The sequence below is a fragment of the Mycobacterium sp. SVM_VP21 genome, assembly GCA_024758765.1.
In the GTDB taxonomy this organism is placed as follows: domain Bacteria; phylum Actinomycetota; class Actinomycetes; order Mycobacteriales; family Mycobacteriaceae; genus Mycobacterium; species Mycobacterium heraklionense_C.
In genome coordinates, this window is the sequence record CP101406.1 from 595,746 (window position 1) to 621,244 (window position 25,499).

Genomic DNA, 25,499 nt, shown 5'->3' on the forward strand with positions numbered 1-25,499 from the left:
TACCGAATGGCACAGATAGGTTACCTGCAACTAACAGACACAGATATCTCTGGAGGTGCGGGGTGAGCGCTCTAGCCGCGGCGGTCGTCTTTGCCTGGTTGGGCATGGTGTTGGCGATCTCGTTCCTGGAAGCGCCACTGAAGTTCCGGGCACCGGGGATCACCATCCCACTAGGGTTGGGGATCGGGCGGCTGGTGTTCCGGGCCCTCAATGCAGTGGAGATCGTGCTGGCGACGGCGGTGGTGTTGGCGGTGGCCACCGACGCCCCGGGGCCGATTTCGCTGGCCGGAGTCTGCGTTGCGGTGGCCGTGCTGACCGTGCAGGTCCTGGTGGTCCGGCCCCGGCTGCGCCGTCGCTCGGATGCGGTGCTGGCCGCGCAGACCGCCCCGCCCGGTGGGATGATCGAGCGCTCTCGCGCTCACTACGCCTACGCGGGGCTGGAGGTGGTCAAGGTCGCCGCACTGCTGACCGCCGGTGCCGCTCTGCAATTCGCCTTAGTCGCCGGTTAGTACCCAGGCCAACGCGCGCTCGACGTCGTTCACCGTGGTCACGCCCGCCGGCCGGGCCGGGCGGCGCACGACGACCACCGGGAGACCGAGTTCCTCGGCGGCCAGCATCTTCGGCCAGGTGTATTCGCCGCCGGAGTCTTTCGTGACGACGACGTCGGCCCGGTGCTCGCGCAGCAGCGCGAGTTCTCCGGTCAGCGCGTAGGGTCCCCGGTCGGTGATCACCGACCAGCTGGGCGGCAGGTCGAACGACGGTGGCTCGACCACGCGCGCCAGCACTGCCTCGTCGGCCAGCGCCGGCAGGTAGGACGCCAACTGCTGACGCCCGATGGTCAATACCGGCCGCCGGCCCAGCCGGGCCGCGATCTGGGCGGCCTGCTCGTGTGAGTCGGCCCAATGCCACGCCTGCCCGGCGCGCTGCGCCCAGCCGGGCCGCTCGAGCCGCAGCAGTGGCCGGCCAGCCGCGGCACACGCGGCGGCCGCATTCGCCGACATTGTCGTCGCGAAGGGATGGGTGGCGTCCACGACGACGTCGTAGTCGGTCAATGCCGCTCGTAGACCATCGATTCCGCCGAACCCGCCGATGCGCACCGCCCCGACCGGCAACCGGGGATCGGCGACCCGGCCGGCCAGTGACGTCGTGACGTCGACGCCCGCGACGACCAGCCGATCAGCCAAGGCGCGGGCTTCGGCGGTGCCGCCGAGCAGTAGCACGCGCGTCACGGCGCCCCCGGCGGTAGGAACGGCAGCCCCGGCGGAGCGCCGCCGCCCGCCAGCTCCAACAGGGCGTCGACGTCCAGGTGCTCTTCGATCAGATCCCCCAGCAGGTCCAGCCGGCGCTCGCGGGCGGCGGGAAAGGACACCTGCGACGGCGCCAGCCCGAGGGTTTCGGTCAGGAATGCCGCCCGCAACGCGTCGACTTCCAAGCACCCGTGCCGCATGGTGCCGAAAACCTGACCGGTGCGGACACCGCCGGGAAACGCCTCGACCACCTCCCCGCGGTTGATCCGGCCATGGTGGATCTCGTAGCCGCCGTCGGACAGGCGCAGCACCTTGTCTGCGGCAAAGCTTGTTTCGACGTCCAACAGACCCAGCCCGGCCACCTCGCCGGGCGCTCCTTCGATTCCCTCGGGATCGCGGATCATCCGGCCCAGCATCTGAAAGCCCCCGCAGATCCCGAGTACGGGCTTGCCCGCGGCGGCGTGCGCGGCGATCGCGGCATCGATTCCACGCGAACGCAGCCAGGCCAGATCACTGATGGTTGCCCGCGTTCCAGGCAGCACCACCAGATCAGCGTCGGACAACCCACGCGGGTCGGCGGCGAACACCACGTCCAGATCGGGTTCGAGCCCGAGCGCGTCCAGGTCGGTGAAATTGCTGATCCGCGGCAACCGGATCACCGCCACTCGTCGGGCGCCGCTGCGTACCGAACGCCGGCCATCGAGGTCGAGCGCGTCCTCGGAGTCCAGCCACAGCTGCGGGTGCCACGGCAGGGTGCCGAACACCCGCCTACCGGTGAGGCGCTCCAGATCGGCCAGGCCGGGTTCCAACAACCGCAGCCGGCCGCGGAACTTGTTGACGATGAACCCCGCCACCAGCGCCTGGTCCTCGCTCGACAGCAGCGCGACGGTGCCGAAGAACGCCGCGAACACCCCGCCGCGGTCCACGTCACCGACCACCACCACCGGCAGGCCGGCGTGGCGCGCCAGGCCCATGTTGACGTAATCGCCGGCGCGCAAGTTGATCTCGGTCGGGCTGCCCGCCCCCTCGGCGACGATCACGTCGTAGCGCCCGGCGAGATCGTCGTAGGCCCCGTGTGCTGCCTGCGCCAACGCTGCGCGGCCGTGCGTCCAGTTCGACGACGACAGGGTTCCCCACGGCCGGCCCATGAGCACCACGTGACTTTGCTGGTCGCTGCCGGGCTTGAGCAGAACCGGATTCATGGCCGGCTCCGGTGCGACTCGGGCAGCGCAAGCCTGAATCCATTGCGCCCGCCCGATTTCGGTCGCCACCCCGTCGGCACCGACACACACCATGGAGTTGTTCGACATGTTCTGCGCCTTATAGGGCGCCACCCGCACGCCACGGCGCGCCAGCGCCCGGCACACCCCGGTGGCCACCACGGTCTTGCCGGCGTCGCTGGTGGTTCCGGCGATCAGGATGCCCGCCATCAGGTTCGCCGCACCAGGAACACATCCATCACCCAGCCCGCCTCGGCCCGGGCCGCATCACGGGCGGTCGCGATCTCGTCGACGACGTCACAGACCCGGCCGGTGACCAGCCGCTCCCCCGCCGCGCCGAGGTTGGCGCCCCACCAGATCGTCCACTCGCCCACTGCCGAAAGATCGAGCTGGCTGTTGAGCATCGCGACGATGTTGTCGTGACCATCGGCAACCGCCTCCGCCAGCCGGCGGCCGGTGGTGATGTGTACCGGCCGGCCCACTTCGTGCAGCACGATCCGATGCCGGGCAGCCAGCAGTTGCGGCGCGCTGATCCCGGGCAGCACGTCGTAATCCAGTTCCACGCCAAGGGCTTTCACTTGCTCAACGATGCGGATCGTCGAGTCGTACAGCGCCGGGTCGCCCCAGACCAGGAACGCGGCCGTGCCGCCGCGGGCTCGCAGCACGTCGGCGTAGCGCTGCGCCCGAGCCGCATGCCAGTCGGCCACGGCGCGGGCATAGCCGGGCTCGGTCAGCCCCGGGGAGCGGTCACGCGCCGGGTCTGCGACCGTGACGATTCGAGTCGAGGGGGCGTAGGTGTCGACGACGGTGCGCCGCAATGCCAAGAGGCTGTCGTCGGAGGACTTCTCGGATGCCACTACGTAGTCGACCGACCGTAGTGCGCTGGCGACCTCGGCGGTGACGTGCGCAGGTCCCATACCGATTCCGAGAATCCAGACTTTCACCGATCCTCCAGGTCGCCTTCTACGTCGAGGTAAGCCTGCCGGAGCGCCGCCATGGTCTCCGGGTCGGGGCGCTCCCACAGGCCCCGGTCGGCGGCCTCGGTCAGCCGTTCCACGATGCCCTGCAGCGCCCAGGGGTTGGATTTGTCGAGGAACTCCCGGGTCTGCGGGTCCAGGACATATTCGGCCGCGAGTTTTTCGTACATCCAGTCGTGCACCACGCCCGCGGTGGCGTCGAACCCGAACAGGTAGTCGACGGTGGCGGCCAGTTCGAACGCACCCTTGTAGCCGTGTCGGCGCATCGCGGAGATCCAGCGCGGGTTGACCACCCGTGCCCGGAATACCCGGGCGGTCTCTTCGGCCAGCGTGCGGGTGCGGATGGTGTCCGGCGAGGTCGAGTCGCCCACATAGGCTTTCGGGTCGGATCCGGTCAGCGCGCGCACGGTCGCGATCATGCCGCCGTGGTAGACGAAGTAGTCGTCGGAGTCGGCGATGTCGTGCTCGCGAGTGTCGATGTTCTTGGCGGCCACCTTGATCCGGCGGTAGTTGGTGCGCATGTCGTCGGCAGCCGGCGCGCCACTCAGGCCGCGGCCGTAGGCGAACCCACCCCACGTCGTGTACACCTCGGCCAGGTCCTTGTCGTCACGCCAGGTTCCCGACTCGATCACCTGCAGGATTCCCGCCCCGTACGACCCGGGTGCCGAACCGAAGATTCGGGTGGTGGCGCGGCGCAGATCCCCATGTTCGGCCAGGTCGGCGCGAGCATGCGCGGCCACGAAGTTCGCCTCGTTCGGCTCGTCGAGAGTCGCGACCATCTGCACGGCGTCGTCCAGCATCGACACCACGTGCGGGAAGGCATCCCGGAAGAATCCCGAGATCCGCACCGTCACGTCGATTCTGGGGCGGCCGAGCTCCTCGGGCGAGATGACTGCCAGCCCGGACACCCGACGTGACGCCTCATCCCACTCGGGACGCACGCCGAGCAGGGCCAGCACCTCGGCAATGTCGTCGCCGGAGGTGCGCATCGCCGAGGTGCCCCACACCGACAGCCCGACCGACTCCGGGTAGCGGCCGGTGTCGTCGAGGTAGCGCCGCACCAGCGAGTCGGCCATCGCCTGCCCGGTCTGCCAGGCCAGCCGGGACGGCACCGCGCGGGGGTCGACGGTGTAGAAGTTGCGACCGGTGGGCAACACGTTGACCAGACCACGCAGCGGCGACCCGGACGGCCCCGGCCGGACGAACCCGCCGGACAGCGCGTGCAGCACCGCGTCCAGCTCGGCCGAGGTGCCGGCCAGCCGCGGAACCACCTCGGTGGCAGCGAATCTCAACACCCGGCAGACCTCGGGGTCGGGATGCAGCGTGTCGGCCACGCCGATCTCCCAATCGGCCGCCTCCATGGCTTCGACCAACGCGCGAGCGCGGCCCTCGATCTCGTCGACGACAGCCGCGGCGGCGTCTTCCTTGAGGCCCAGCGCGGCCCGCAACCCGGGGACCGCGTGGTTCACCCCGCCCCACACCTGCGGGGCACGCAGGATCGCCAGCACCAGGTTCACCCGTTCCGGGCCGGCCGGAGCGCCGCCGAGCACATGCAGGCCGTCACGGATCTGGGCGTCTTTGATCTCACAGAGCCAGCCGTCAACGTGCAGCAGGAAGTCGTCGAACTCCTCATCCTCGGGCCGCTCGTCCAGCCCCAGGTCCCGGTGCATCTCCGCGGCCCGCATCAGGTTCCAGATCTCACCGCGGATCGCCGGCAGCTTGGCCGGGTCCATGGACGCGATGTTGCCGTACTCGTCGAGCAGTTGCTCGAGCCGCGCGATGTCGCCGTAGGACTCCGCACGTGCCATCGGCGGGATCAGGTGGTCGACGATCGTGGCGTGCGCCCGCCGTTTGGCCTGAGCACCCTCGCCGGGGTCGTTGACCAGGAACGGGTAGATCAGCGGCAGGTCGGCGATCATCGCGTCGGTGGCACACGCGGAAGACAACGCCGCCGTCTTGCCGGGCAGCCATTCCATCGATCCGTGCTTGCCTAGGTGTATCACCGCGTGCGCACCGAAACCATGTGCCAGCCAACGGTATGCGGCCAGGTAGTGGTGGCTGGGCGGCAACTCGGGGTCGTGGTAGATCGCCACCGGATTCTCCCCGAACCCACGGGGCGGCTGGATCATCAGCACGATATTGCCGGATTGCAGTGCGGCCAAAACGATCTCGCCGGCATCGTTGACGAACAGCTTGCCCGGCGCCGGACCCCACGCCGTCGCCATGGCATTGCGCAAGTCATCGGGCAAATCGGCGGTCCACTGCCCGTACTGCTGCGCGGTGACTCGCACCTGCGCCCCGGCCAGCTGCGCCGCACTCAGCCAGTCCTCGTCCTGGCCGCCGGCCTCGATCAGGGTGTGGATCAGCCGATCCCCTGCCGCTGTCTCGTCCGCGATGTCGAGTACCCCGAAGCCGTCGCCGATGTCATAGCCCTCGTCGGACAACCGGTGCAGCAGCCGCACCGCCGAGACCGGGGTGTCCAGACCGACGGCGTTGCCCACCCGGGAGTGCTTGGTGGGATAGGCCGACAACACCAACGCCAGCTTCTTCTGCGGGTTCGGGATACGGCGCAGCACTGCGTGATTCACTGCGACCCCGGCCACCCGGGCGCAGCGTTCGGGGTCCGCGGCGTAGTGCGGCAGCCCGTCGTCGTCGATCTCCTTGAAGGAGAACGGGACCGTGATGATCCGTCCGTCGAACTCCGGGATGGCGATCTGGGTGGCCGAATCCAGCGGGGTCACCCCGTCGTCGTTGGCCTCCCAGTCCGCGCGCGACGACGCCAGGCACAGCCCCTGGAACACCGGGATGTCCAGCGCCGCGATCCGTTCGATGTCCCACGCGCCGTCGTCGTCGCCGGCACTGACCCCGGCGGTGGCGTTCATCGCCCCGCCGGCCGCCAGCATGCAGACCACCACCGCGTCGAGCCCGCCCAGCGCGGTGAAGAGCTCCTCGGGGGCGTTCCGCAGCGACGCGGCGAAGATCGGCACCCCGACCGCCCCGCCGGCTACCTCCACCCCATCGATGGCGTCGGCCAGGGCATGCGCGAAATCGGCATTGCCGCTGACCTCGTGGGCCCGGTAGTACAGCACCCCGATCCGCACCGCGTCGGGAGCCTCGACCGCCGACCGCTGGCCGTAACCCCACTCCGGGATCGCCACCGGTTCCTCGAAACCCTCCCCGGTGAGCAGCACCGTGTCGCACAGAAACGCATGCAGCTGCGCAAGGTTGGCGGGCCCGCCCTCGGCGAGGTAGGCGTGCGCCTGCGCGGCCAGGCCGATCGGGACCGTGGAGCACTCCATCAGCTCGGCGTTGGGCGAGCGCTCCCCACCAAGCACCACCAACGGCAGGCCGGTCGCGCGCAGCAGCTTCAGTTCGTCGGCGATCTCGGCCGACGACCCCAGGATGCGCAGCACCACGACATCGGCGCCGTTGACCAACGGTTCGATGTCGTGGCGTGCCGGGTTCCCGAGCCGGTATGCCGCGCCGCTGGCCCGCGCGGACAGCAGGTCGGTGTCAGAAGTGGAAAGCAGGGCGATACGCCGGACATCAGACATCCACGGTCCTCCTTCGGGGTTCGCGCCCCATGCAGTCGGTTGCCCCGCGGCCGTATCTGGCTAGTGGGCCGGCTGCGCCGATGGCGTTGACCTGCTGCGCCCGGCTTCGCCGCGCTTGCAGTCAACGCACGCCCCTCACAGTGGCGGAACCGCCCCGGATTCACACCGGGTTCCTGACGCCACGAGACGGCGGCCAGCCTAACGCAGCACGACATGCAACAATGTCGCCGGTAAGGCGATGACGAATGAGGAAGCCGGTGCGAATCCGGCGCGGTCCCGCCACTGTCATCGGGGAGCGACCCTCAGCAGCCACGGCCCGCCATTTGTGGGGTTGGAAGGCGAGGCGAGCAGTGATCCGAGAGCCAGGAGACTCACGTCAACGCGTCCTGCGAACCGGGGCGGTGTACCCCGAGGAAGCTGGCTCACGCCCATGCCCCGTGCGCTGCGGGTAGTCCCTGCGCTCCTAGTAGCCCTGGCCTTGATGCTGACGACGGCATTGGCCGGCTGCTCTGGCGAACCCGCTTCCCGCACACCGCAAGCGCGTGCCGGCTGCATCACCGACTTCGACCCGGCCGCCGACTACTTCCCGGACAAGTCGACGCTGACCGAGGCCACCAACTTCACCATCACCTACCACGGCAGCTACCAGATCCTGACCGTCAAACGGCCTTACCTCGGCGGCAAGCCGGTGTCGTGGGTGCTGGTGCGCTGCGGCGCGCCCATGCCGGCGCTGACCGGCGATCTCGCCCAAGCCCAGCGGATCACCGTCCCGGTACACAGCCTCTACTCGGGCTCGACCACGCATCTGGCGATGATCACCGAACTCGGCCAAGCCGGCGTGGTTACCGGAGTGGCGAGCCCGGCCGCGGTCGCCGACCCGCAGATCCGTGCGCGTATCGAGAGCGGTGAGATCGTCGGCTACGCCCCCGGCGGGCAGATCAATATCGAGCGCGTGATCGGCGCGGGCCCCGACCTGCTGGTCACCGAAGGCATGGATGATCCCGGCTATCCCAAGCTGCGCGAAGCCGGTACGCCGGTGCTGGCCGACGCCGAATGGCTGGAATCCACCCCGCTGGGCCGGGCCGAGTGGATCAAGGTGTTCGCCGCGCTGACCGGGACCGAACGTCAGGCCGCGCAGACCTATCAGGACATCCGCAACCGCTACCACGCCTTGGCGGCCCGCGCCGCCGCAGCCAAACCCGTCGAGGTTCTGGTCGGCACCATGTATTCGGGCAGCTGGTCCATGCCCACCGGTGACAGCTACTCGGGGAGTCTGGTAGCCGACGCCGGAGGCACCTATCCCTGGCTGTCGGACGCCGGCGCCGAGAACAGGCAACTGAACTTCGAGTCGGTGTACGCCCGGGCCGGTACCGCGCCGGTATGGCTGGTCACCGACGACTGGCAAACCCTGGGCGACGCGGTGGCCCGCGACAGTCGCTATGGCGAGCTGACCGCGCTGCGGACCGGTCATGTGTGGTCGGCGACCAAGGCGATGACACCCGGTGGCGGCAATCTTTATTGGGAACGCGGCACGGCGCGCCCGGATCTGCTGCTCGGCGACCTGGTCGCGATCCTGCATCCCGAGCTCGGCCCGAACGTTCACAACCACGCGTTCGAGTTCTACCGGCGGGTGCCGCGGTGAAGCCACGTATCGCCCTGGTACTGACTGCGCTGAGCGCCGCGGTGGTTCTGCTGGCGCTGCTGGGGTTGGTGCTCGGGCCGGTGCGGGTGCCGCTGCTCGACACCGTGCAGGTGCTGTTCGGCGCCGAACCCTCCGACCCGCGCTGGCAGGTGATCGTCTGGAACATGCGGATGCCGCGGGTGCTGACCGCGCTGGCCGCCGGGTCCGCGCTGGGCGTCGCCGGCCTGCAGCTGCAAACCCTGTTCCGCAACACGCTCGCCGATCCCTACATCCTGGGCGTGAGCTCCGGGGCCAGCCTCGGCGTCGCGGTGGTGGTGCTGCTCGGTGGCGCTGGCGGTGGCGGTTTCACCACCGCGGTGGCCGGTGCCAGCCGCACCGCGGAAGTGATCGCGGCGGCCCTGGGCGCAGCGGCCATGCTCACGCTCGTGCTGGTGCTGTCGCGATGGACCCGCTCGGCGGCGACGCTGCTGCTGATCGGCGTGATGATCGGCGCGGCCAGCACTGCACTGGTGAGCCTGGCGATGGTGTACTCCGATCCGCAGCGGGTGCAGCAGTACCTGCTGTGGGGCTTGGGCAGCTTCGCCGGAACCGGCTGGGCCGATTTGAGGCTGCTGCTACCGCTGGTGGCCGTCGGGCTGGCGACCGCGGCGCTGACGATCCGGCCGCTAAACGCACTGCTGCTCGGCGAGAGCTACGCGGCCACCATGGGCATCAACGTGCACCGGGCCCGGGTGGTCACGGTCATCTCGGCGTCGCTGCTGGCGGGCGTGACGACCGCATTCTGCGGACCGATCGCGTTCCTCGGGCTGGTGGTGCCGCACGTGGCCCGCATCGTGACCGGCACCTCCGACCATCGGGTGGTGGTCCCCGCAGTGGTCTTGCTGGGCGCGGTCGCTGCGCTGGGCTGCGGCCTGGTCAGCCAGGTGCCCGGCAGCGACCTGGTCATCCCGATCAACGCGGTCACCGCATTGGTCGGGGCGCCGGTGGTGATCGCCGTGCTGTTGCGGGCTCGCCGCGGACCGGGGTTGCCGTCATGACACCCGTCGCGGCCGCACCCGCCGTCGAGCTCGCCGACCTGGCAATCGGCTACCGCAGCCGGCGCCGGTCGACGACAGTAGCGACCGGACTGGCAGCCCAAGCCCGCCGCGGGGAGCTGACCGTGCTGATCGGGCCCAACGGCGCCGGCAAGTCCACCCTGATCCGCACCCTGGCGGGGTTGCAGCCCGCGCTCGGCGGACGTGTTCTGTTGGACGGCGCTGACCTGACCGCCCTGCCCCGAGACGAGCTGGCCCGCCGGGTCGCGGTAGTGCTGACCGAACGCGTCGACCCGGGTTTGCTGTCGGCGCGCGAGCTGGTCGGGTTGGGCCGCATCCCACACCTGGGCCTGGGTGGCCGACTTCGCCAGGCCGATGAGGAGATCATCGACTGGGCACTGGCGGCGACCGGCGCCCAGCATCTGGCGTCGCGGCCGGCTGCCGAACTGTCCGACGGCGAATGCCAGCGGGTGCTGACCGCCCGGGCGCTGGCCCAACAGCCGGGTCTGCTGATCCTGGACGAGCCGACCGCGTTTCTGGATGTGTCTTCACGGGCCGCACTGTTCGGGCTGCTGCGGGAGCTCGCCCGCAACCAGCAGTTAGCGGTGGTACTGAGCACCCACGACCTGGAACTGGCGCTGCGGGTGGCCGATCGGGTGTGGCTGATGGATCCGGCGGGCATCCTCGTGGACACCGTCGGCGAGGAGCTGATGTTGTCCGGGCGCATCGGGGACATGTTCGGCAATGACACCCTGCGTTTCGACCCGGCCAGCGGCATGTTCACCTTCGTCGGGGACGACAACGAGCGCACCGCCCGGGTCGACGCCGAAGAGCCGCTGCGCTCAGCACTGACCCGGGTGCTGTCCCGGGAGGGCTGGGGTATCAGCGATTCAGCGGAAATCGTAGTCACCGCAAACGATCCCGCTGCCGTCACGGTACGTACCTCTAGCGGCAGCCAGATCATCGCGCTACGTGATCTACCGCAGCGACTGCGCGCCCTGCCGGCGACCCCACTTCGCTGCGCATCTCGGGAACAGACGCTCACGGCGCTGGCCGAGTTATCGTCTGTCAGCTCATATTTCGCGGTCTCCACCGGGACAGCGGACGACGCCGACTGGCATCCGGTCACCCAGCTCTACACCGACCACGAGCTGCTCGCGGGCGCCATCGCCGAAGTGCAGAACCGCGTCGGAGCAGCGGATCTTCGCGTGGCGGTGTCCACTTTCTATCTCGGATTCGCGGCACGACTGTGGTCGATCGGGCTGGGCGGGCTCGCCGAGCACAACCTCTTGATCGATCTGGATCCCGATCAGCTCTGGTACACCGATTCGGGCGGACCGGTCCGACTGCATCTGCCGAATCCGACGGCCTGGCAGGGGTCTTCGGCGAACGATGATCTGGAGCCGGCGCTGGCCGACATGATCCTCACCGGGCACCTGGAACCGTTGGCCGCCGCGGTGCGCCGGCTCGGCCCGATCTCGGAGGGGCTGCTGCGCGGCAATATCGCCTCCGCAGCCCTGGGCGCCGCCCGCGCCCTGCGCTGGCATCACGGCGGAGAGCTTGCGGACGAGCCGAGCTGGGAACTCGCGCGCACCATGTGCGATGACGAAAGACTCACCGGCGCAGTATTTTTCAGCGACTCCGGGACCGACTACCGCCGAGCCAGCTGCTGCCTGTTCTACCGCACACCCGGCGGCGGACTGTGCGGCGACTGCGCACTGACTCACAAGCCCAAGGTTCGCCTGAACCCGTGAAGGAAGGGATTCCCATGACCGAGAACACCGGCAGCACCGTCGTCGCCGATCCTCCGATCGTCGACACCGAAGACCGCGGTCGCGAACAACGCTGGCCGCTGCCGACCGACCAGCAGAGCCTGCTGGATCTGCTGCACCTGTGCTTCGACGAGTACTGGAACGAGATCTGGTTCGGAATCATCATGGAAGGCGCGGCCTGGGAAGTGGCCGCCCCAAACGCGCCACGCAAGATCGGCATGCTCGATGGCTACGCCACCATCGACTTCGGCCGCTGGCACTTTCACCTGTGCATCGGCAAGCACCGGGCCAGCGGTTCGGAGCTGGGTCGCATCCGCCGCTGTAGTCGGGCCGAGCTGTACCGCCGAATCGGCAAGGACGGCAACCCGCAGTCGTGGGGCGTGCGGCTGTTCAACGGGCGCGACGAGCAGATGATGACCGTGATGCTGCCGAACCCGTTCCTCACCAACGACCAGCAGATGCGCGACGAGCCCGAGTGGGCCCAGCTGGAGCTGTGGGACAAGCTGCGCGAGAAGTACCTGGGCCTCGGGCCGGACCCGGTGGACCGCGGCGGGAATCGGATCCGCTGCGGCGGTTAGCGAGACTCGACGCAGGAGAGCCGAAGCTGGACCGCCGCAACAAACCCGGCGGTTAACAGCGTGGTTCGGTAACGGTTCGCCGGGTGGGAGTCTGGGGCAAAGTGATGTTGATTTTGCGTCCAGGGCTGTGCGCGCGGGGCGAGAACAGCCCTGGCTGCAATTTCAACGCCGCCAGGTCCGGCTAGTCCGGCTCGCCCGGCCAGGTGTTGGGCATCATCGGGCTGACCGCCCCACCGCCGAACCCGTCGTCGGCCAGTGCGGTCAGCCCGCTCGGCCGTGCGCTGGCCACCCGGTGGGTGCCACCGGCGAAGCCCTGTGATCCGGCACCCCTACTCGAGGCGACCGCCCCGGCAAGTTCCGGCACCGGATCCGGCTCCAGGTCCATGTACTCGTAGCCCCGGCCCAGCATGCCGACCTTGGCCTTACGCCGACGTCGCTGCGCGGCCTTCTGCTCCACCGGCTCCTCCGCGGGCGCCGCCGCACTGTCCGGTTTCGGTGCCGCCTTCTTGCGGGAGCTGGTACCCGAGCCCCGACGAGCGCCCATGTCCAGGCCACCGACCATGTACATGTAGGCCGGCATGGTGACCGACGGCGGTCCCGCCGGAGTCGGCGGCGGGGCGGCGGGCGGCGGAGCGGCAGCTGCTGCCGGTGCCGGGGCCGGGGCGGGCGCGGGAGCCGGGGCGGGCGCCGGTGCGGGAGCCGGTGCCGGCGGCTGAGCCAGGGCCAGTCCCGGCGGGGGCGCGGGTGGCGGCGGCACCGCAGCGGCCAACGCATGATGTGCCATCGCCCCGATACCCAGACCGCCGATCACTCCCGCAGATCCGAGCACGGTCGTGCCGGCCATCGTGGCGGCCAGCGCCGGCAGCAGCGCCGTCTGGGTGATCAGGTAGTTCATTGCCTGGATGGTGTTGCCGATCGTCGACGTGACGATCTCGACCATCGCCAAGGGCACGACCAGGCCCAACCCCTGGGGGTTGAACAGGGCGGTGTACATGATCGCGATCAGGTCGTCGATGATGACGATGCTGGTGAACGCGAAGTAGGAGCCCGGGTCCAGCGGCACCGAGAAGACGTAGGCCAGGCTCGCCGGGTTGAAGAAGCTCAGCGGGTTACCCGACCAGGCCAGCCACGACCCGGGCACCCCCGGCGGTGGCAGCAACGACGATCCGCCTTGCAGTCCTGCGAAGAACTTGGCCAGCGGGTCCGCGAAGCCGGTGAAGCCGACCTTGGTGAAGAACTCCTGCCATTCGAGATACGCCGGATACTGACTGACATCGGGGTAGGGCGGATGCGGGACCAGGCTTTCGAGCCATTTGGCGAAGTCCAGAAACCACTGCGGTGGCTGCGGCGCGGTGTCCGCCGCGCTGCCGGGCGTCTTGAGCACCACTGGCGCCGGTTCGGTCTGGGCTGCCGCCGCGGTGGCCACCGCCGCGCCGGCCACCGCCTGGTAGGTGGTCATCACAGCCGCAGCCTGCGCCCACATTCGCGCGTAGTCGGCCTCGTTCAACGCGATCGGAATCGTGTTGACACCGAAGAAGTTTGTGCCCACCAGCACCGCGTGGGTGACATGGTTGGCGACCAACTCGGCCATGGTCGGCATCGCCGCCAACGCGGCGGTGTAACCCGCGGCCGCCGTCTCCTGTTGAGCCGCCGTGGCGGCACTGTTGGTGACGGCACGCAGCAGCCAGGCCAGATACGGAGCGTTGGCGGCCACGAAGGCCTCGGCGGACGGGCCCTGCCACGCCCCCGCCTGCACTGCGCCCAGCACTGCCGTCAGTTCGTCGGCGACCGCGGCGTATTCAGTGCTCAGCGCGCTCCACGCGGCGGCCGATGACAGCAATGGCCCGGCCCCCGGTCCGGCCGACAGTGCCGTTGAATGTACTTCTGGCGGAGAGGCCATCCAGATCGGTGCAGTCATCGCAGGCCGCCGGATGCCACCCGAAAGGGGCGCAACATGGGAGTTTTTCAGCTCTCTCGGGGTACACCGCCCCGGGTCGCAGGATGCGACGATGTGAGTGTCCTGACTCTCGGATCAACGCTCGCCTCGCCTTCCAGCTCCATCAGAGCCGTGGCAGTTGAGGGTCGCTCCCCGATCACAGTGGCGGGACCGTGCCGGATTCACACCGGCTTCCTGCACCATCGTTGCCGTACCGGGGCATTATCGCACGCTGCGGCACGCAACGCCGGCAAAGCGCGGCTACACGCTGGCCCGGCCGGGGCCGCGCACCGCGTTGGCGACCGCATCGGCCAGCGGTTCGATGTCGGCGGGCGCCAACTCGGCGATGGTGACCCGTAGGCCCGGGGCACCCCGAATCCGGAACCGCGCCCCCGGGGCCGCGGCCCAGCCCGCGGCGAACAACGCCGTCATCGCCAGCGCCTCGTCGGGTACCGGGATCCACACGTTGAGCCCGGACCGGCCGTGCGCGCTCACGCCCCGGTCGGCCAGCGCCGTGCATAACCCGACCCGGGCCGCGCGATAGGCGGATTCGGCGTTGGCCACCTGCCTTGTCGCCGCGTCGTCGCGCCACAGCTCGACGGCCAGGTTCTGCAGCAGGTGGCTGACCCAGCCCGGCCCGAGCCGCTGGCGACCCTGCACCCGTTCGACGGTGCGCTGGTCACCGGCCAGCACCGCCAGCCGCAGGTCCGGGCCATACGCCTTGGCCGCCGACCGGATGAACGCCCAGTTTCGGGTCACGCCTGCCAGCGGGTGCAGCGACACCCCGGCGATCGCCGCACCGTGGTCGTCTTCGACCACCAATACGTCTGCTCCGTCCAGCAGTGCCCGCAGGGCATCGGATCGTTCGGCGGAAACTGCTGCGCCGGTGGGATTTTGGGCGCGGCTGGTCACCACCACTGCGCGTACCCCGTGTTGCAGCGCGCGGTCCAGGTCGGCAGGCAGCGGACCGTCGTCATCGACTCCGACCGGCTCCGGAGTCAGCCCCAGCGCGCCGAGCAGATCGAGCAGATTGGGCCAGCCCGGATCTTCGACGGCCACCCGGTCGCCCGGACGCAGGTGGGCGCAGAGCACCCGCTCGATTCCGTCCAGGGCTCCGGAAGTGACCGCGAGGTGGTCGGCCGGGACGCCGTCGGCGACCAGTTCGGCTGCGGCATGCTCGGCCAGCGCCGACGCGATCGGCGGATGTCCGTAGAGCACAACGGGTCCCGGCGCAGCGGCGATGATGGGCAGCAGCGCCGGGTTGGGGTTTCCGGAGGACAGGTCCCGCACGCCCGAGGGCACGGCCAGCCCGCGCAGCGACCGTGGTGTGGTCGCCGGCCGATCACGCACCCGGGTGCCGCGTCGGCCCGAGCTTTCGACGGCGCCGCGGTCGCGCAACAGCCGGTAGGCGGCGGCGACGGTGTTCGGATTCACCCCGAGTTGCTGGGCCAGCCCGCGGATCGGCGGCAGTGCGGCCCCGGGCGCCAACGCACCGCACGCGATGCCCTCCTCGACGCTGGCCGCGATAGCCTCGGCTCCCCCACCGTTAATGCTGTATTGTACTGGCACATCTTATATATTGCACTAGTACATTATTGGAGGCAACCCGTGTCTTACGCGCCGACCCCACAGACCACCCCCACCCGGTATCGGGAGCGGGCCCGCTACGACCGCGACATCGTGCACCGCATCCTGGACGAGGCGCTGATCTGCCATCTGGGTTACACCCGCGACGGCCATCCGGTGGTGCTGCCGACCACACACGCCCGGGTCGAGGAGACCCTGTATCTGCACGGCTCCACCGGCAGCGGCCCGGTGCTGGCCGCCGGTCCCGCCGGTCTGCCGGTCTGCGTCACCGCCACCCTGGTCGACGGGCTGGTGCTGGCCCGCTCGGCGCTGCACCATTCGATGGCCTACCGCTCGGTGGTCGTCATCGGCGCCGCGCGCCTGGTCGACGACGAGGCCGAGAAGCGGCTCGGGCTCGACGCACTGCTCGATCACGTCGCACCCGGGCGGGCCGCCGACTCCCGACCGCCCAACCGTCGGGAACTGGCGGCGACGGCCGTGCTGGCCCTCGACCTGGTGAAGGTGTCCGCCTCGGTGCGCGACGGCGGCCCCAACGACGAGCCCGAAGACGTCGCGTTGCCGCACTGGGCGGGAGTGGTTCCGCTGCGGATGGTCGCCGGCCGCCCGGAGCCGTCCGCCGATCTCGACCCTGCCATCACGCTGCCGCCTTACCTGGAGTCTTACCGCAGACCGCGGTGATACTCCGGCCTCCAGGTGCCCGGCGTCATGGGAGTCGTGGCACCGCCGCCGAAGGCGTCGGCCGCCAAGACGGTGAGTCCGCTCGGCTCGACGGCATCCTCGGCGTCCTCCAGGTCCATGTATTCATACCCGCGGCCGAGCATGTCGACCTTCGCGCGCCGCCGCCGGCGGGCCTTGGCCTTCTCCTCGGCGACGACGGCCTCCGCGGGCGCTGCCGCGGCGTCGGGTTCGGGGGCCTTGCGTCGGCGCGCACTGGTGCCCGCGGACCGACGGGCCTGCTGGCTCGCGCCGGCGACCAGGTACATCGCGGCCAGACTGTCTCCCGGGGACAGCGGTGGTGCGGGCGGAGGCGGCGGCGCCGACGGCGCTGCGGGCGGCGCCGATGCAACCGCGGGCGCCGGAGCGGGTGCCGGGGCCGGGGCGGGAACCGGCGGCGTGGGAGCGACCGTCACCCCGGCGAAGGGCGGGGGCATGATCGGAACCACCGGCACCGGAACCGCATGCAGCGCGGCCAGGCCGGACAACCCCGCCAATCCGGCCAACGGTGCCGCGGCCAGCGGCGCCAATGCGGCGGTCAGCATCGGCAGCACCACCGGAATCAACACCAGAGCCTGCTCCAACAGGGTCTTGAGCAGCGCAATCACGTCGGTGATGATCGTGCCGACCGCTTCCACGGCGGCAAACATCAGCGTGAACGCAATGGTGCTGGGGTTACCGGAAGCGAACGCTGCGGCGATATCGGCGCCGATGAAGGCGAACGTCTGCGACAGGTAGGCGGCGAACGACCCGAAGTCCATCGGATAGCCGATCGCGAACGCCAGGTTGTAGGGACTCAGAAAGCTCAGCGGGTTGCCCAGGATCGGCAGCCAGGGGTCGAACCCACTGAACAACGACTGGAAGAGCGGGTTGCTCGCCAGCTCGTTGATCATCGGCTGCAGCACATTGTTGTAGAAGTCGATGTAGCCGCTGTTCTGCAGCCATTCCATGATTTCGTTCTGCCGATCCGGCGGGAGCTGCGGCTGGCTGGCGTCCGCGGACTGCGCTTTGGCGATCTGCGGCGCTGCCGACGTCTGCGGGCTCGACGCCACCGCGGTGCCCGCGACGGCCTGATAGGTGGTCATCACCGTGGCGGCCTGCAACCACATCCGGCCGTAGTCGGCCTCATTGAGCGTGATCGGGATGGTGTTGACGCCGAAGAAGTTGGTGGCCACCAGCACCGCGTGGGTAGCGTGGTTGGCCGCGAGCTCACCCAGCGTCGGCATCGCAGCCAGTGCGGTGCTGTAGGCGGTGGCTGCGGCCTGCTGGGCGGCGGCGGTCAGGGCACTGGCCACGCCGGCTTGGATCAGCCACGCCAGATACGGCAGATTCGCCGCCAGATACGCGTCGGCGCTAGGTCCCTGCCAGGCCCCGGCCTGCACCGTGCCCAGCAGCGCCGTCAACTCTTCGGCGACCGCACCGTATTCGGCGCTCAAGGCGTTCCAGGCGGCCGCCGACGCCAGCAACGGCCCGGCGCCCGGGCCGGCCGACAGCAGGGTGGAGTGGACTTCCGGAGGTGACGCGATCCAGATCGGCGCGGTCACGTTCGCCAGCTCTCTCGGGGTCGTCCGCCCCAAACCGAGGGTGCAACGATGCAGTATCTGGCTCTCGGTGAGTTCACTCCCCGATCACAGTGGCGGGACCGCTCCGGATTCGCACCGGCTTCCTACATCGTCGTCGCCTTACCGGCGAATTGTCGCACGCCTAATGCCGCCGACCACCGACAATCACCGCCGAGAGCCAAATCCACGACGCCTGTGTCGGCGTGTCTGTCGTGGATTTGGCTCTCGGCGGAAGATCAGTCCCTGGCGTCGATCGCGGCGTTCAGCGTCGCGCTGGGCCGCATCACCGCCGAGGTCAGGTCGTGGTCCGGCGCGTAGTAACCGCCGATGTCCACCGACTTGCCCTGCACCACATTTAGCTCGTTGAGGATGACGTCCTCGTTCTTGGCCAGCGTGTTCGCCAGCCCCGCGAAGTGCTTGGCCAGCTCAGCGTCCTCGGTCTGCGCGGCGAGCTCCTCCGCCCAGTACTTGGCCAGGTAGAACTGGCTGCCGCGGTTGTCGAGTTCGCCGGTCTTGCGCGACGGGCTCTGGTTGGCGTCCAGCAGCTTGCCGATCGCCGAGTCCAGCGTCTCGCCCAGAATCTTGGCTGCGACATTGCCGGTCTTGGCACCCAGGTCGTCGAAGCTGGCGCCTAGCGCCAGGAACTCACCGAGCGAGTCCCAGCGCAGGTGGTTCTCCTCCACCAGCTGCTTGACGTGCTTGGGGGCCGAACCGCCCGCGCCCGTCTCATACATGCCGCCACCGGCCATCAGCGGCACGATCGACAGCATCTTGGCGCTGGTGCCCAGCTCCAGGATCGGGAACAGGTCGGTCAGGTAGTCGCGCAGGATGTTGCCGGTTGCGGCGATGGTGTCCTGGCCGCGGATCAGCCGCTCGCACGTGTACCGCATGGCCCACACTTGCGGCATGATCTGGATCTCGAGGCCCTCGGTGTCGTGGTCCTTGAGGTAGGTCTTGACCTTCTTGCGCAACTCGGCCTCATGCGGACGCTCGGTGTCGAGCCAGAACACCACTGTCATGCCCGACGCCCGTGCCCGCTCGACGGCCAGCTTCACCCAGTCCCGGATGGCGGCGTCGGTGACCGTGCAGAGCCGCCAGATGTCGCCGGCCTCCACCTTCTGGGTCAGCAGCACCTCGCCGGTGGCCAGATCCACGATGTCGGCGACGCCGCCCTCTGGGACCTCGAAGGTCTTGTCGTGGCTGCCGTACTCCTCGGCCTTCTGCGCCATCAGGCCGACGTTCGGCACGGTGCCCATGGTGGCCGGATCGAACTGGCCGTGGGTCTTGCAGAAGTTGATCATCTCCTGGTAGATCCGGGCGAACGTCGACTCGGGGTTGACGGCCTTGGTGTCCTTCTGCCGCCCGTCGGCGCCGTACATCTTCCCGCCGGCCCGGATCATCGCCGGCATCGAGGCGTCCACGATGACGTCCGAGGGCGAGTGGAAGTTGGTGATGCCGTTGGCCGAGTCCACCATTGCCAGCTCCGGGCGGTGCTCGTGGCAGGCGTGCATGTCCTCGATGACCTCCTCACGTTGGGAGGCCGGCAAGGTCTCGATCTTGTTGTAGAGGTCGACCAGACCGTTGTTGACGTTGACGCCCAGATCGTCGAAGAGCTTCTGGTGCTTGGCGAATGCGTCCTTGTAGAACACCTTGATGGCGTGACCGAACACGATCGGGTGGCTGACCTTCATCATGGTCGCCTTGACGTGCAGCGAGAACATTACGCCGGTCTTGCGGGCGTCCTCCATCTGCTCCTCGTAGAACTCGCGCAGCGCCTTGACGCTCATGAACATCGAGTCGATGACGGTGCCGTCGAGCAGCGACACCTTCTCCTTGAGCACAATCGTCTTGCCGCTCTTGGTCGTCAGCTGCATCTTGACGTCGCGGTCGCGGTCCAGCGTCATCGACTTCTCACCGTGGTAGAAGTCGCCGTGGCGCATCGTCGCCACGTGGGTGCGCGAGGCCTGTGACCACTCGCCCATGCTGTGCGGGTGCTTGCGCGCGTACTCCTTGACCGCCTTGGGCGCACGACGGTCCGAGTTGCCTTCCCGCAGAACCGGGTTCACCGCGCTGCCCAGGCATTTCGCGTAGCGGTCGTGAATGTCGCGCTCAGCGTCGGTCTTGGGGTCTTCGGGGTAGTCGGGCAACTTGTAGCCCTTGCCCTGCAACTCCTTGATGGCGGAGACCAGCTGCGGCACCGAGGCACTGATGTTGGGCAGCTTGATGATCGTGGTATCCGGCAGCTGGGTCAGCCGGCCGAGTTCGGCCAGGTTGTCCGGCACCCGCTGATCGTCGGTCAGACAATCGGGGAATGCGGCCAGGATGCGGGCCGCAAGCGAGATGTCACTGGCTTGGACGTCGATTCCCGCGGGCCCGGTGAAGGCCTGCACGATCGGCAGGAACGAGTACGTCGCCAGCAGCGGCGCCTCGTCGGTCAGCGTGTAGATGATGGTCGGCTGGTCGGCGCACATGGCTGTTCTCCCGGCGTCAGGGGCTTAGGTGTTCGATTGTCCCGCGTTGTACACGGCGGCATCAGTATCGCGTACCGCTCCGCTGGCGTTCACGGCCGGTGAGCAGGTGGCGACACCTCTATGAGATGCGATAGGCTGCGTGGCGGTCATGAGTGCCAGCGCGAAGCCCCGGCTTGCTGGCCGGCAACCCTCCAACCGCGGTGGGGTGCCCCGGGTGATGACCGGGTTGAGTAGCCACTATCGGCTACGCGGCAAGCGCGGGTCCGCCACAACGGGCCCCCCGAGTAGACAGGGGAACCTGATGCGTGCCTCCTTGCGCCCGCTCACCCGTTGCTGTTGTCGCTGAATCCACGCCTAATCCGCACGTCACCCAGCGACAACACATCCGAGGACACCATTCAGCAATGACCGACAACAACATCGACCCCAGTTCGCACTGGTCCTTCGAGACCAAGCAGGTCCACGCCGGGCAGGTTCCCGACGCGGCCACCAATGCCCGCGCGCTGCCGATCTACCAGACCACCTCCTACACGTTCGACAACACCGATCACGCGGCCAAGCTGTTCGGTCTGGAGCAGCCGGGCAACATCTACACCCGGATCATGAACCCGACCAATGACGTCGTCGAGCAGCGCATCGCCGCGCTCGAAGGTGGGGTCGCGGCGCTGCTGGTGGCCTCCGGGTCCGCCGCGGCAACCTTCGCGATCCTCAATCTCGCCGGCGCGGGCGACCACATCGTCTCCAGCCCGCGGCTCTACGGCGGCACCTACAACCTGTTCCACTACTCGCTGACCAAGCTGGGTATCGAGACCACCTTTGTCGAGGACCCCGATGACCTGGAGTCCTGGCGGGCGGCGGTGCGGCCCAACACTAAGGCTTTCTTCGCCGAGACCATCTCCAACCCGAAGATCGACGTACTCGACATCCCGGGTGTGTCGGGCGTGGCCCACGACAACGGCGTGCCCCTGATCGTCGACAACACCGTGGCGACCCCGTACCTGATCCAGCCGCTGGCCCACGGTGCCGACATCGTGGTGCACTCGGCTACCAAGTACTTGGGCGGACACGGCGCGGCGATCGCAGGCGTGATCGTCGACGGTGGGACCTTCGACTGGACGCAGGGCCGCCACCCCGGTTTCACCACACCCGACCCGAGCTACCACGGAGCGGTCTTCGCCGACCTGGGAGCGCCCGCGTTCGCACTCAAGGCCCGCGTGCAGCTGCTGCGCGACCTGGGATCCGCGATCTCGCCGTTCAATGCCTTCCTGATCGCCCAGGGCCTGGAGACATTGAGCCTGCGAGTGGAGCGGCACGTCGCCAACGCTCAGCGGGTCGCGGAGTTCCTGGAGGCCCGCGACGACGTGCTGAGCGTCAACTACGCCGGGCTGGCCAGCTCGCCGTGGCATGCACGGGCGCAGCAGCTGGCACCGAAGGGTGTCGGCGGCGTGCTCTCCTTCGAGCTCGCCGGCGGTATCGAAGCCGGCAAGGCGTTCGTCGACGCACTGCAGCTGCACAGCCACGTCGCCAACATCGGTGATGTGCGTTCGCTGGTGATTCACCCGGCGTCGACGACGCACGGCCAGCTCAGCGCCGAAGAACAGCTGGCCAGCGGTGTCACCCCGGGCCTGGTTCGCCTGGCGGTCGGCATCGAGGGCATCGACGACATCCTGGCGGACCTGGAACTCGGCTTCGCCGCGGCCTCGGCACAGCTCGGCGACTCGTCGGCGCTGGCGGCCCGTTGAGGCGGTCCCCGGTGACGATCTCCGACGTGTCCAGGCAGTTGCTGCCCGCCGAGTCAGAGACCGGCGTGGTCGCCATCGGGTCACTGACGCTGCAAAGCGGCGCGGTGCTCGATGACGTCCACATCGCCGTGCAGCGCTGGGGCGAGCTGTCGCCCCAGCGCGACAACGTCGTCATGGTGCTGCATGCACTGACCGGGGATTCCCACGTCACCGGGCCCGCCGGGCCGGGCCATCCCACCCCGGGCTGGTGGGACGGGGTCATCGGCCCCGGCGCTCCGATCGACACCGACCGCTGGTGTGCAGTAGCCACCAACGTGTTGGGCGGCTGCCGCGGCTCAACCGGCCCGGGATCCCTGGCCCGCGACGGGAAGCCTTGGGGCTCAAAGTTTCCCGCAATCACGATCCGCGACCAGGTCGAGGCCGACATCGCCGCACTGGCTGCGCTGGGTATCACCGAAGTGGCCGCCGTGCTGGGCGGTTCGATGGGTGGTGCCCGCGGGCTGGAGTGGATGGTGAGTCACCCGGATCGGGTGGGCGCGGCCTTGCTGCTGGCCGTCGGCGCCCGGGCCACCGCCGACCAGATCGGCACGCAGAGCACCCAGATCGCGGCCATCAAGGCCGACCCGGACTGGCAGGGCGGCGACTATCACGGCACCGGCCGCAGCCCCGAGGCCGGACTAGCGATCGCCCGGCGGATCGCGCACCTGACTTACCGCGGTGAGGCCGAGCTGGACCGGCGGTTCGCCAATGCAGCCCAGGACGGGGAGGACCCGGCTGACGGCGGGCGCTACGCGGTGCAGAGCTACCTGGAACATCAGGGCGACAAGCTGGTGTCGCGGTTCGACGCGGGCAGCTACGTGATCCTGAGCGACTCGCTGTCCAGCTTCGACGTGGGCGCCGGACGTGGCGGGGTGGCCGCGGCGTTGCGTGGCTGCCCGGTTCCCGCGGTGGTCGCCGGGATCGCCTCGGACCGGCTGTACCCGCTGCGGTTGCAGGCCGAGCTGGCCGAACTGCTGCCCGGCTGCGACGGGCTGCAGGTACTCGACTCCGACTGCGGACACGACGGCTTCCTGCTGGACACCGCCCGAGTCGGCGAGCTGATCCGCCAGACTTTGGACTTGGCGAGCTCGGCCCGGGAACGCCGACGGTGAGCCCCTCCGAGCAGGGCCGCCGCGACCGCTCATTGTCGTTCGGGTCGCAGGCCGCCGCCTACGAGCGGGGCCGTCCGTCCTACCCCCCGGAGGCGATCGACTGGCTGCTGCCGCCGGGCGCCCGCGATGTCCTGGACCTGGGTGCCGGCACCGGCAAGCTCACCGCGCGCCTGGTGGAGCGCGGCTTGGACGTGGTGGCGGTGGACCCGATCGCCGAAATGCTCGAGGTGCTGGCCCGCGCCCTGCCGGCCACCCCGGCGCTGCTTGGGTCCGCCGAGCAGATCCCGATGCCCGACAACAGCGTCGACGCGGTGCTGGTGGCCCAGGCCTGGCACTGGTTCGACCCCGCGCGGGCCATCCCCGAGCTGGTCAGGGTGCTGCGGCCCGGCGGCCGGCTAGGGCTGGTGTGGAACACCCGCGACGAACGACTGGGCTGGGTCAAGGAACTCGGCGCGATCATCGGCCGCGAGGACGCCCGCGACGTTGTCGATGCCGGGGTGAGTCTGCCCGCGCCGTTCGGCGACATCCAAAGCCACCAGGTGGAGTGGACCAGCTACCTGACGCCGCAGGCCCTGATCGATCTGGTCGCTTCCCGCAGCTACTGCATCACCTCACCGGACGCGGTGCGCACCAAGACACTGGACCAGGTTCGCAACCTGCTGGCCACCCATCCGGCATTGGTCGGGTCCACCGGGCTGGCACTGCCCTACATCACGGTGTGCACCCGGGCCACGCTGGGCTGACTTCCCGCTACGCGGTGAACAGGTCGGTGAAGTCCGCGACGACCGACTGAACCGCGCTCATGATGCTCAACAGGTCGAACCCGATGGCAGTAGGGATGAGCCCGACGTCAGCAGCGATCGGAAGACCGATCGCGTTCACCAGGTTGGTCAGCAGGTCGCCGTCGCCGCCGAGTTCGTTGAAGAACAGGCTGATGTTGTAGGCCGGCATCGTGGTGAACAACGCGTTGAGGACGTCCGCCAGCGGCAGCAGCTGCGAGTACAGCGTCGAGGCCGCACCGGAGAACGTGTTCACGATGTCCATCAGGCTCGGCAGGACGAAGTCGGCCGCCGGCAAGACATCGGCACCCTGCGCGCCGCCGCCCAGCGACAAGTTCCCGAGGTCATCGATGAAGGCGTCGATGCCGTGCTGCACGCCCTGTCCCAGCGAACTCAGCAGCTGCATCACGTCGATGTCTTCGGGGAACAACGCGAACGGGGTGGCGACGTTCGCCGGGCCCATGTTCCAGCCGCCGTGGGTCAGTTCGCCGTCGACGTAGGTGTCGACGTTGCCGTAGCCGAGGTCGACCAGGATCCTGGTGACCGGCTCGAGCAGGTCATACAGCGGCACCCCGAGCAACGGAATGCTCTGCATGAGCTGCAGCAGCGGCAGGGTGTCGGTGGGGATCGCGTAGTAGTCGGTGTTGACTGCGGCCGAGACGCCATCGGGAAGCGACAGCGGCCCGTCGTAGTTCGTCGACCCCAGCATCAGCTCGGCACTGTCGATGACGCCGTCGCCCGAATATCCGGAGCCGTGCACGAACGCGATACCCAGTACCGCGTTGAGCGTCGCAAAGATATTGAGCGGATACAGCGGGAAATCCGAGTAGCCGTCGTACTCGGCCATGTAGATGTCGGTGTGATAGGGGGTGTCATCCGGTGTGCCCCCGTAGAACGGGATACCCAACGACGGGATGTAGAGCGGGACACCCGGCACGGCGAAGCGGGACAGCAGGCCGCCGTTGGGGAACATCTCGTTTGCGAGCAGGACGAACGACAGCTGGTCCGCATCGGGCGCACCGAGGCCCAGCGCGGCGAAGTCGTTCATCACCAGCGAGGAGATGACCGCGCTCTGCGAGACGCCGAAGGCCACCACGTTGTCGCCGGCCCCGATGCGGTCCATGATCGTCTGCGTAAGGATCTTCACGCCCTGGTCCACCGAAGTGTCCAGCGGCAGGCTCTTGACGCCGGTGCCCGGGTACAAGCCCTCGGGGGTGAAGACGCCCTGCATGGTGTAGCCGCCGTACCCAAGGTGGTCGAGGTAGAGCTCAGCGCCGGCAAATGACCCGGGCCCCGGAATGGGGGTGCCGCTGCCGCCCATGATCAGGGCGACGTTGTCCAGCAGCGTTACGTCGGCGGTGACCGTCCGTACCGCGGACGCCAAGCCAGGGGTCAGCACCGGACCCGCAACCAGGGCGGCGGCACTGGAAGCGGCAATTGCCGCAACGGCCAACGGGCGGAACGTGGGGCTTGCCTTCATGGCGACCTCCGGAAGCAGGGACGGGACTGAAATATCTCTCACGTTGACTTGCG

General features: G+C 69.0%; 18 protein-coding genes and 5 riboswitches. Of the genes, 9 read left to right on the plus strand and 9 right to left on the minus strand.

Going from position 1 to position 25,499, the window contains the following annotated elements; translation table 11 throughout:
* Positions 1-62 precede the first annotated feature (62 nt).
* Positions 63-509, plus strand: a complete 447-nt coding sequence (locus NM962_03080; GenBank protein UVO13149.1) for a hypothetical protein — start codon at positions 63-65, stop codon at positions 507-509.
* On the opposite strand, the gene NM962_03085 is transcribed toward NM962_03080, so the two are convergent.
* From NM962_03085 to cobN, 4 genes are read right to left on the minus strand one after another with little or no spacing between them, the layout of a single operon-like run.
* Positions 495-1,229 (minus strand): cobalt-precorrin-6A reductase, encoded by a 735-nt coding sequence (locus NM962_03085; GenBank protein ID UVO13150.1) that lies wholly within the window; start codon positions 1,227-1,229, stop codon positions 495-497. The two genes, NM962_03080 and NM962_03085, sit on opposite strands and share 15 nt — an antisense overlap.
* Positions 1,226-2,677, minus strand: a complete 1,452-nt coding sequence (locus NM962_03090) for a cobyric acid synthase (protein UVO13151.1) — start codon at positions 2,675-2,677, stop codon at positions 1,226-1,228. The genes NM962_03085 and NM962_03090 overlap by 4 nt, the downstream gene beginning before the upstream one ends.
* Positions 2,677-3,384, minus strand: coding sequence for a precorrin-6A synthase (deacetylating) (gene cobF, locus NM962_03095; GenBank protein UVO13152.1), 708 nt, complete (start codon positions 3,382-3,384; stop codon positions 2,677-2,679). Before cobF ends, NM962_03090 begins: the two co-directional genes overlap by 1 nt.
* Positions 3,385-3,407: 23 nt before the next feature.
* Entirely contained in the window at positions 3,408-6,998 is a 3,591-nt protein-coding gene (gene cobN / locus NM962_03100) for a cobaltochelatase subunit CobN (protein UVO13153.1), read from the minus strand.
* Positions 6,999-7,050: 52 nt separating this feature from the next.
* A riboswitch (cobalamin riboswitch) is annotated at positions 7,051-7,172 on the minus strand.
* A gap of 31 nt (positions 7,173-7,203) precedes the next feature.
* A riboswitch (cobalamin riboswitch) is annotated at positions 7,204-7,391 on the plus strand.
* Positions 7,392-7,428: 37 nt separating this feature from the next.
* Between cobN and NM962_03105 the strand changes: the two genes are divergently transcribed.
* Genes NM962_03105 through NM962_03120 form a run of 4 tightly spaced genes read left to right on the plus strand, consistent with a single transcriptional unit; the run spans position 7,429 to position 12,024 of the window.
* Positions 7,429-8,640: an ABC transporter substrate-binding protein gene (locus NM962_03105; protein ID UVO13154.1), complete on the plus strand. Its 1,212-nt coding sequence runs from the start codon at positions 7,429-7,431 to the stop codon at positions 8,638-8,640.
* Entirely contained in the window at positions 8,637-9,677 is a 1,041-nt protein-coding gene (locus NM962_03110; GenBank protein ID UVO13155.1) for an iron ABC transporter permease, read from the plus strand. The genes NM962_03105 and NM962_03110 overlap by 4 nt, the downstream gene beginning before the upstream one ends.
* Entirely contained in the window at positions 9,674-11,428 is a 1,755-nt protein-coding gene (locus tag NM962_03115; protein UVO13156.1) for an ATP-binding cassette domain-containing protein, read from the plus strand. The genes NM962_03110 and NM962_03115 overlap by 4 nt, the downstream gene beginning before the upstream one ends.
* Before the next feature lie 14 nt (positions 11,429-11,442).
* Entirely contained in the window at positions 11,443-12,024 is a 582-nt protein-coding gene (locus NM962_03120; GenBank protein ID UVO13157.1) for a hypothetical protein, read from the plus strand.
* Positions 12,025-12,205: 181 nt separating this feature from the next.
* Here NM962_03120 and NM962_03125 read toward each other — a convergent pair whose 3' ends face one another.
* Both NM962_03125 and NM962_03130 read right to left on the minus strand, forming a co-directional pair.
* Entirely contained in the window at positions 12,206-13,942 is a 1,737-nt protein-coding gene (locus tag NM962_03125) for a PPE family protein (protein ID UVO13158.1), read from the minus strand.
* Positions 13,943-14,039: 97 nt separating this feature from the next.
* Positions 14,040-14,156, minus strand: a riboswitch (cobalamin riboswitch).
* Positions 14,157-14,221: 65 nt separating this feature from the next.
* The gene (locus NM962_03130) at positions 14,222-15,529 is read right to left on the minus strand and encodes an aminotransferase class I/II-fold pyridoxal phosphate-dependent enzyme (GenBank protein ID UVO13159.1); all 1,308 of its coding nucleotides are present in this window, start codon (positions 15,527-15,529) and stop codon (positions 14,222-14,224) included.
* A 39-nt stretch (positions 15,530-15,568) separates the two neighbouring features.
* On the opposite strand from NM962_03130, the gene NM962_03135 reads away from it, so the two are divergent.
* Positions 15,569-16,225 (plus strand): pyridoxamine 5'-phosphate oxidase family protein, encoded by a 657-nt coding sequence (locus NM962_03135; protein ID UVO13160.1) that lies wholly within the window; start codon positions 15,569-15,571, stop codon positions 16,223-16,225.
* On the opposite strand, the gene NM962_03140 is transcribed toward NM962_03135, so the two are convergent.
* Both NM962_03140 and NM962_03145 read right to left on the minus strand, forming a co-directional pair.
* The gene (locus NM962_03140; protein ID UVO13161.1) at positions 16,207-17,805 is read right to left on the minus strand and encodes a PPE family protein; all 1,599 of its coding nucleotides are present in this window, start codon (positions 17,803-17,805) and stop codon (positions 16,207-16,209) included. The genes NM962_03135 and NM962_03140 overlap by 19 nt on opposite strands.
* Before the next feature lie 30 nt (positions 17,806-17,835).
* A riboswitch (cobalamin riboswitch) is annotated at positions 17,836-17,973 on the minus strand.
* 86 nt (positions 17,974-18,059) lie between these two features.
* On the minus strand, positions 18,060-20,294 hold the full coding sequence (locus NM962_03145; GenBank protein UVO13162.1) for an NADP-dependent isocitrate dehydrogenase: 2,235 nt from the start codon (positions 20,292-20,294) through the stop codon (positions 18,060-18,062).
* A gap of 144 nt (positions 20,295-20,438) precedes the next feature.
* Positions 20,439-20,558, plus strand: a riboswitch (SAM riboswitch).
* A 140-nt stretch (positions 20,559-20,698) separates the two neighbouring features.
* Here NM962_03145 and NM962_03150 point away from each other — a divergent pair.
* From NM962_03150 to NM962_03160, 3 genes are read left to right on the plus strand one after another with little or no spacing between them, the layout of a single operon-like run.
* Entirely contained in the window at positions 20,699-22,036 is a 1,338-nt protein-coding gene (locus tag NM962_03150) for a bifunctional o-acetylhomoserine/o-acetylserine sulfhydrylase (protein UVO13163.1), read from the plus strand.
* 11 nt (positions 22,037-22,047) lie between these two features.
* Entirely contained in the window at positions 22,048-23,187 is a 1,140-nt protein-coding gene (locus NM962_03155) for a homoserine O-acetyltransferase (GenBank protein ID UVO13164.1), read from the plus strand.
* Positions 23,184-23,930: a class I SAM-dependent methyltransferase gene (locus NM962_03160; GenBank protein UVO13165.1), complete on the plus strand. Its 747-nt coding sequence runs from the start codon at positions 23,184-23,186 to the stop codon at positions 23,928-23,930. The genes NM962_03155 and NM962_03160 overlap by 4 nt, the downstream gene beginning before the upstream one ends.
* A 7-nt stretch (positions 23,931-23,937) precedes the next feature.
* Here the strand turns inward: NM962_03160 and NM962_03165 are convergent, their stop codons facing one another.
* Positions 23,938-25,446, minus strand: a complete 1,509-nt coding sequence (locus NM962_03165; protein UVO13166.1) for a PE-PPE domain-containing protein — start codon at positions 25,444-25,446, stop codon at positions 23,938-23,940.
* Positions 25,447-25,499 lie beyond the last annotated feature (53 nt).

Excerpts from the sequence above, each read along its gene's own strand:
- NM962_03090 (UVO13151.1), bottom strand. The coding sequence starts at position 2,677 with ATGGCGGGCATCCTGATCGCCGGAACCACCAGCGACGCCGGCAAGACC.
- NM962_03150 (UVO13163.1), top strand. The coding sequence starts at position 20,699 with ATGACCGACAACAACATCGACCCCAGTTCGCACTGGTCCTTCGAGACC.
- NM962_03125 (UVO13158.1), bottom strand. The coding sequence starts at position 13,942 with ATGACTGCACCGATCTGGATGGCCTCTCCGCCAGAAGTACATTCAACG.
- NM962_03120 (UVO13157.1), top strand. The coding sequence starts at position 11,443 with ATGACCGAGAACACCGGCAGCACCGTCGTCGCCGATCCTCCGATCGTC.
- cobN (UVO13153.1), bottom strand. The coding sequence starts at position 6,998 with ATGTCTGATGTCCGGCGTATCGCCCTGCTTTCCACTTCTGACACCGAC.
- NM962_03165 (UVO13166.1), bottom strand. The coding sequence starts at position 25,446 with ATGAAGGCAAGCCCCACGTTCCGCCCGTTGGCCGTTGCGGCAATTGCC.
- cobF (UVO13152.1), bottom strand. The coding sequence starts at position 3,384 with ATGGGACCTGCGCACGTCACCGCCGAGGTCGCCAGCGCACTACGGTCG.
- NM962_03105 (UVO13154.1), top strand. The coding sequence starts at position 7,429 with ATGCCCCGTGCGCTGCGGGTAGTCCCTGCGCTCCTAGTAGCCCTGGCC.
- NM962_03115 (UVO13156.1), top strand. The coding sequence starts at position 9,674 with ATGACACCCGTCGCGGCCGCACCCGCCGTCGAGCTCGCCGACCTGGCA.
- NM962_03145 (UVO13162.1), bottom strand. The coding sequence starts at position 20,294 with ATGTGCGCCGACCAGCCGACCATCATCTACACGCTGACCGACGAGGCG.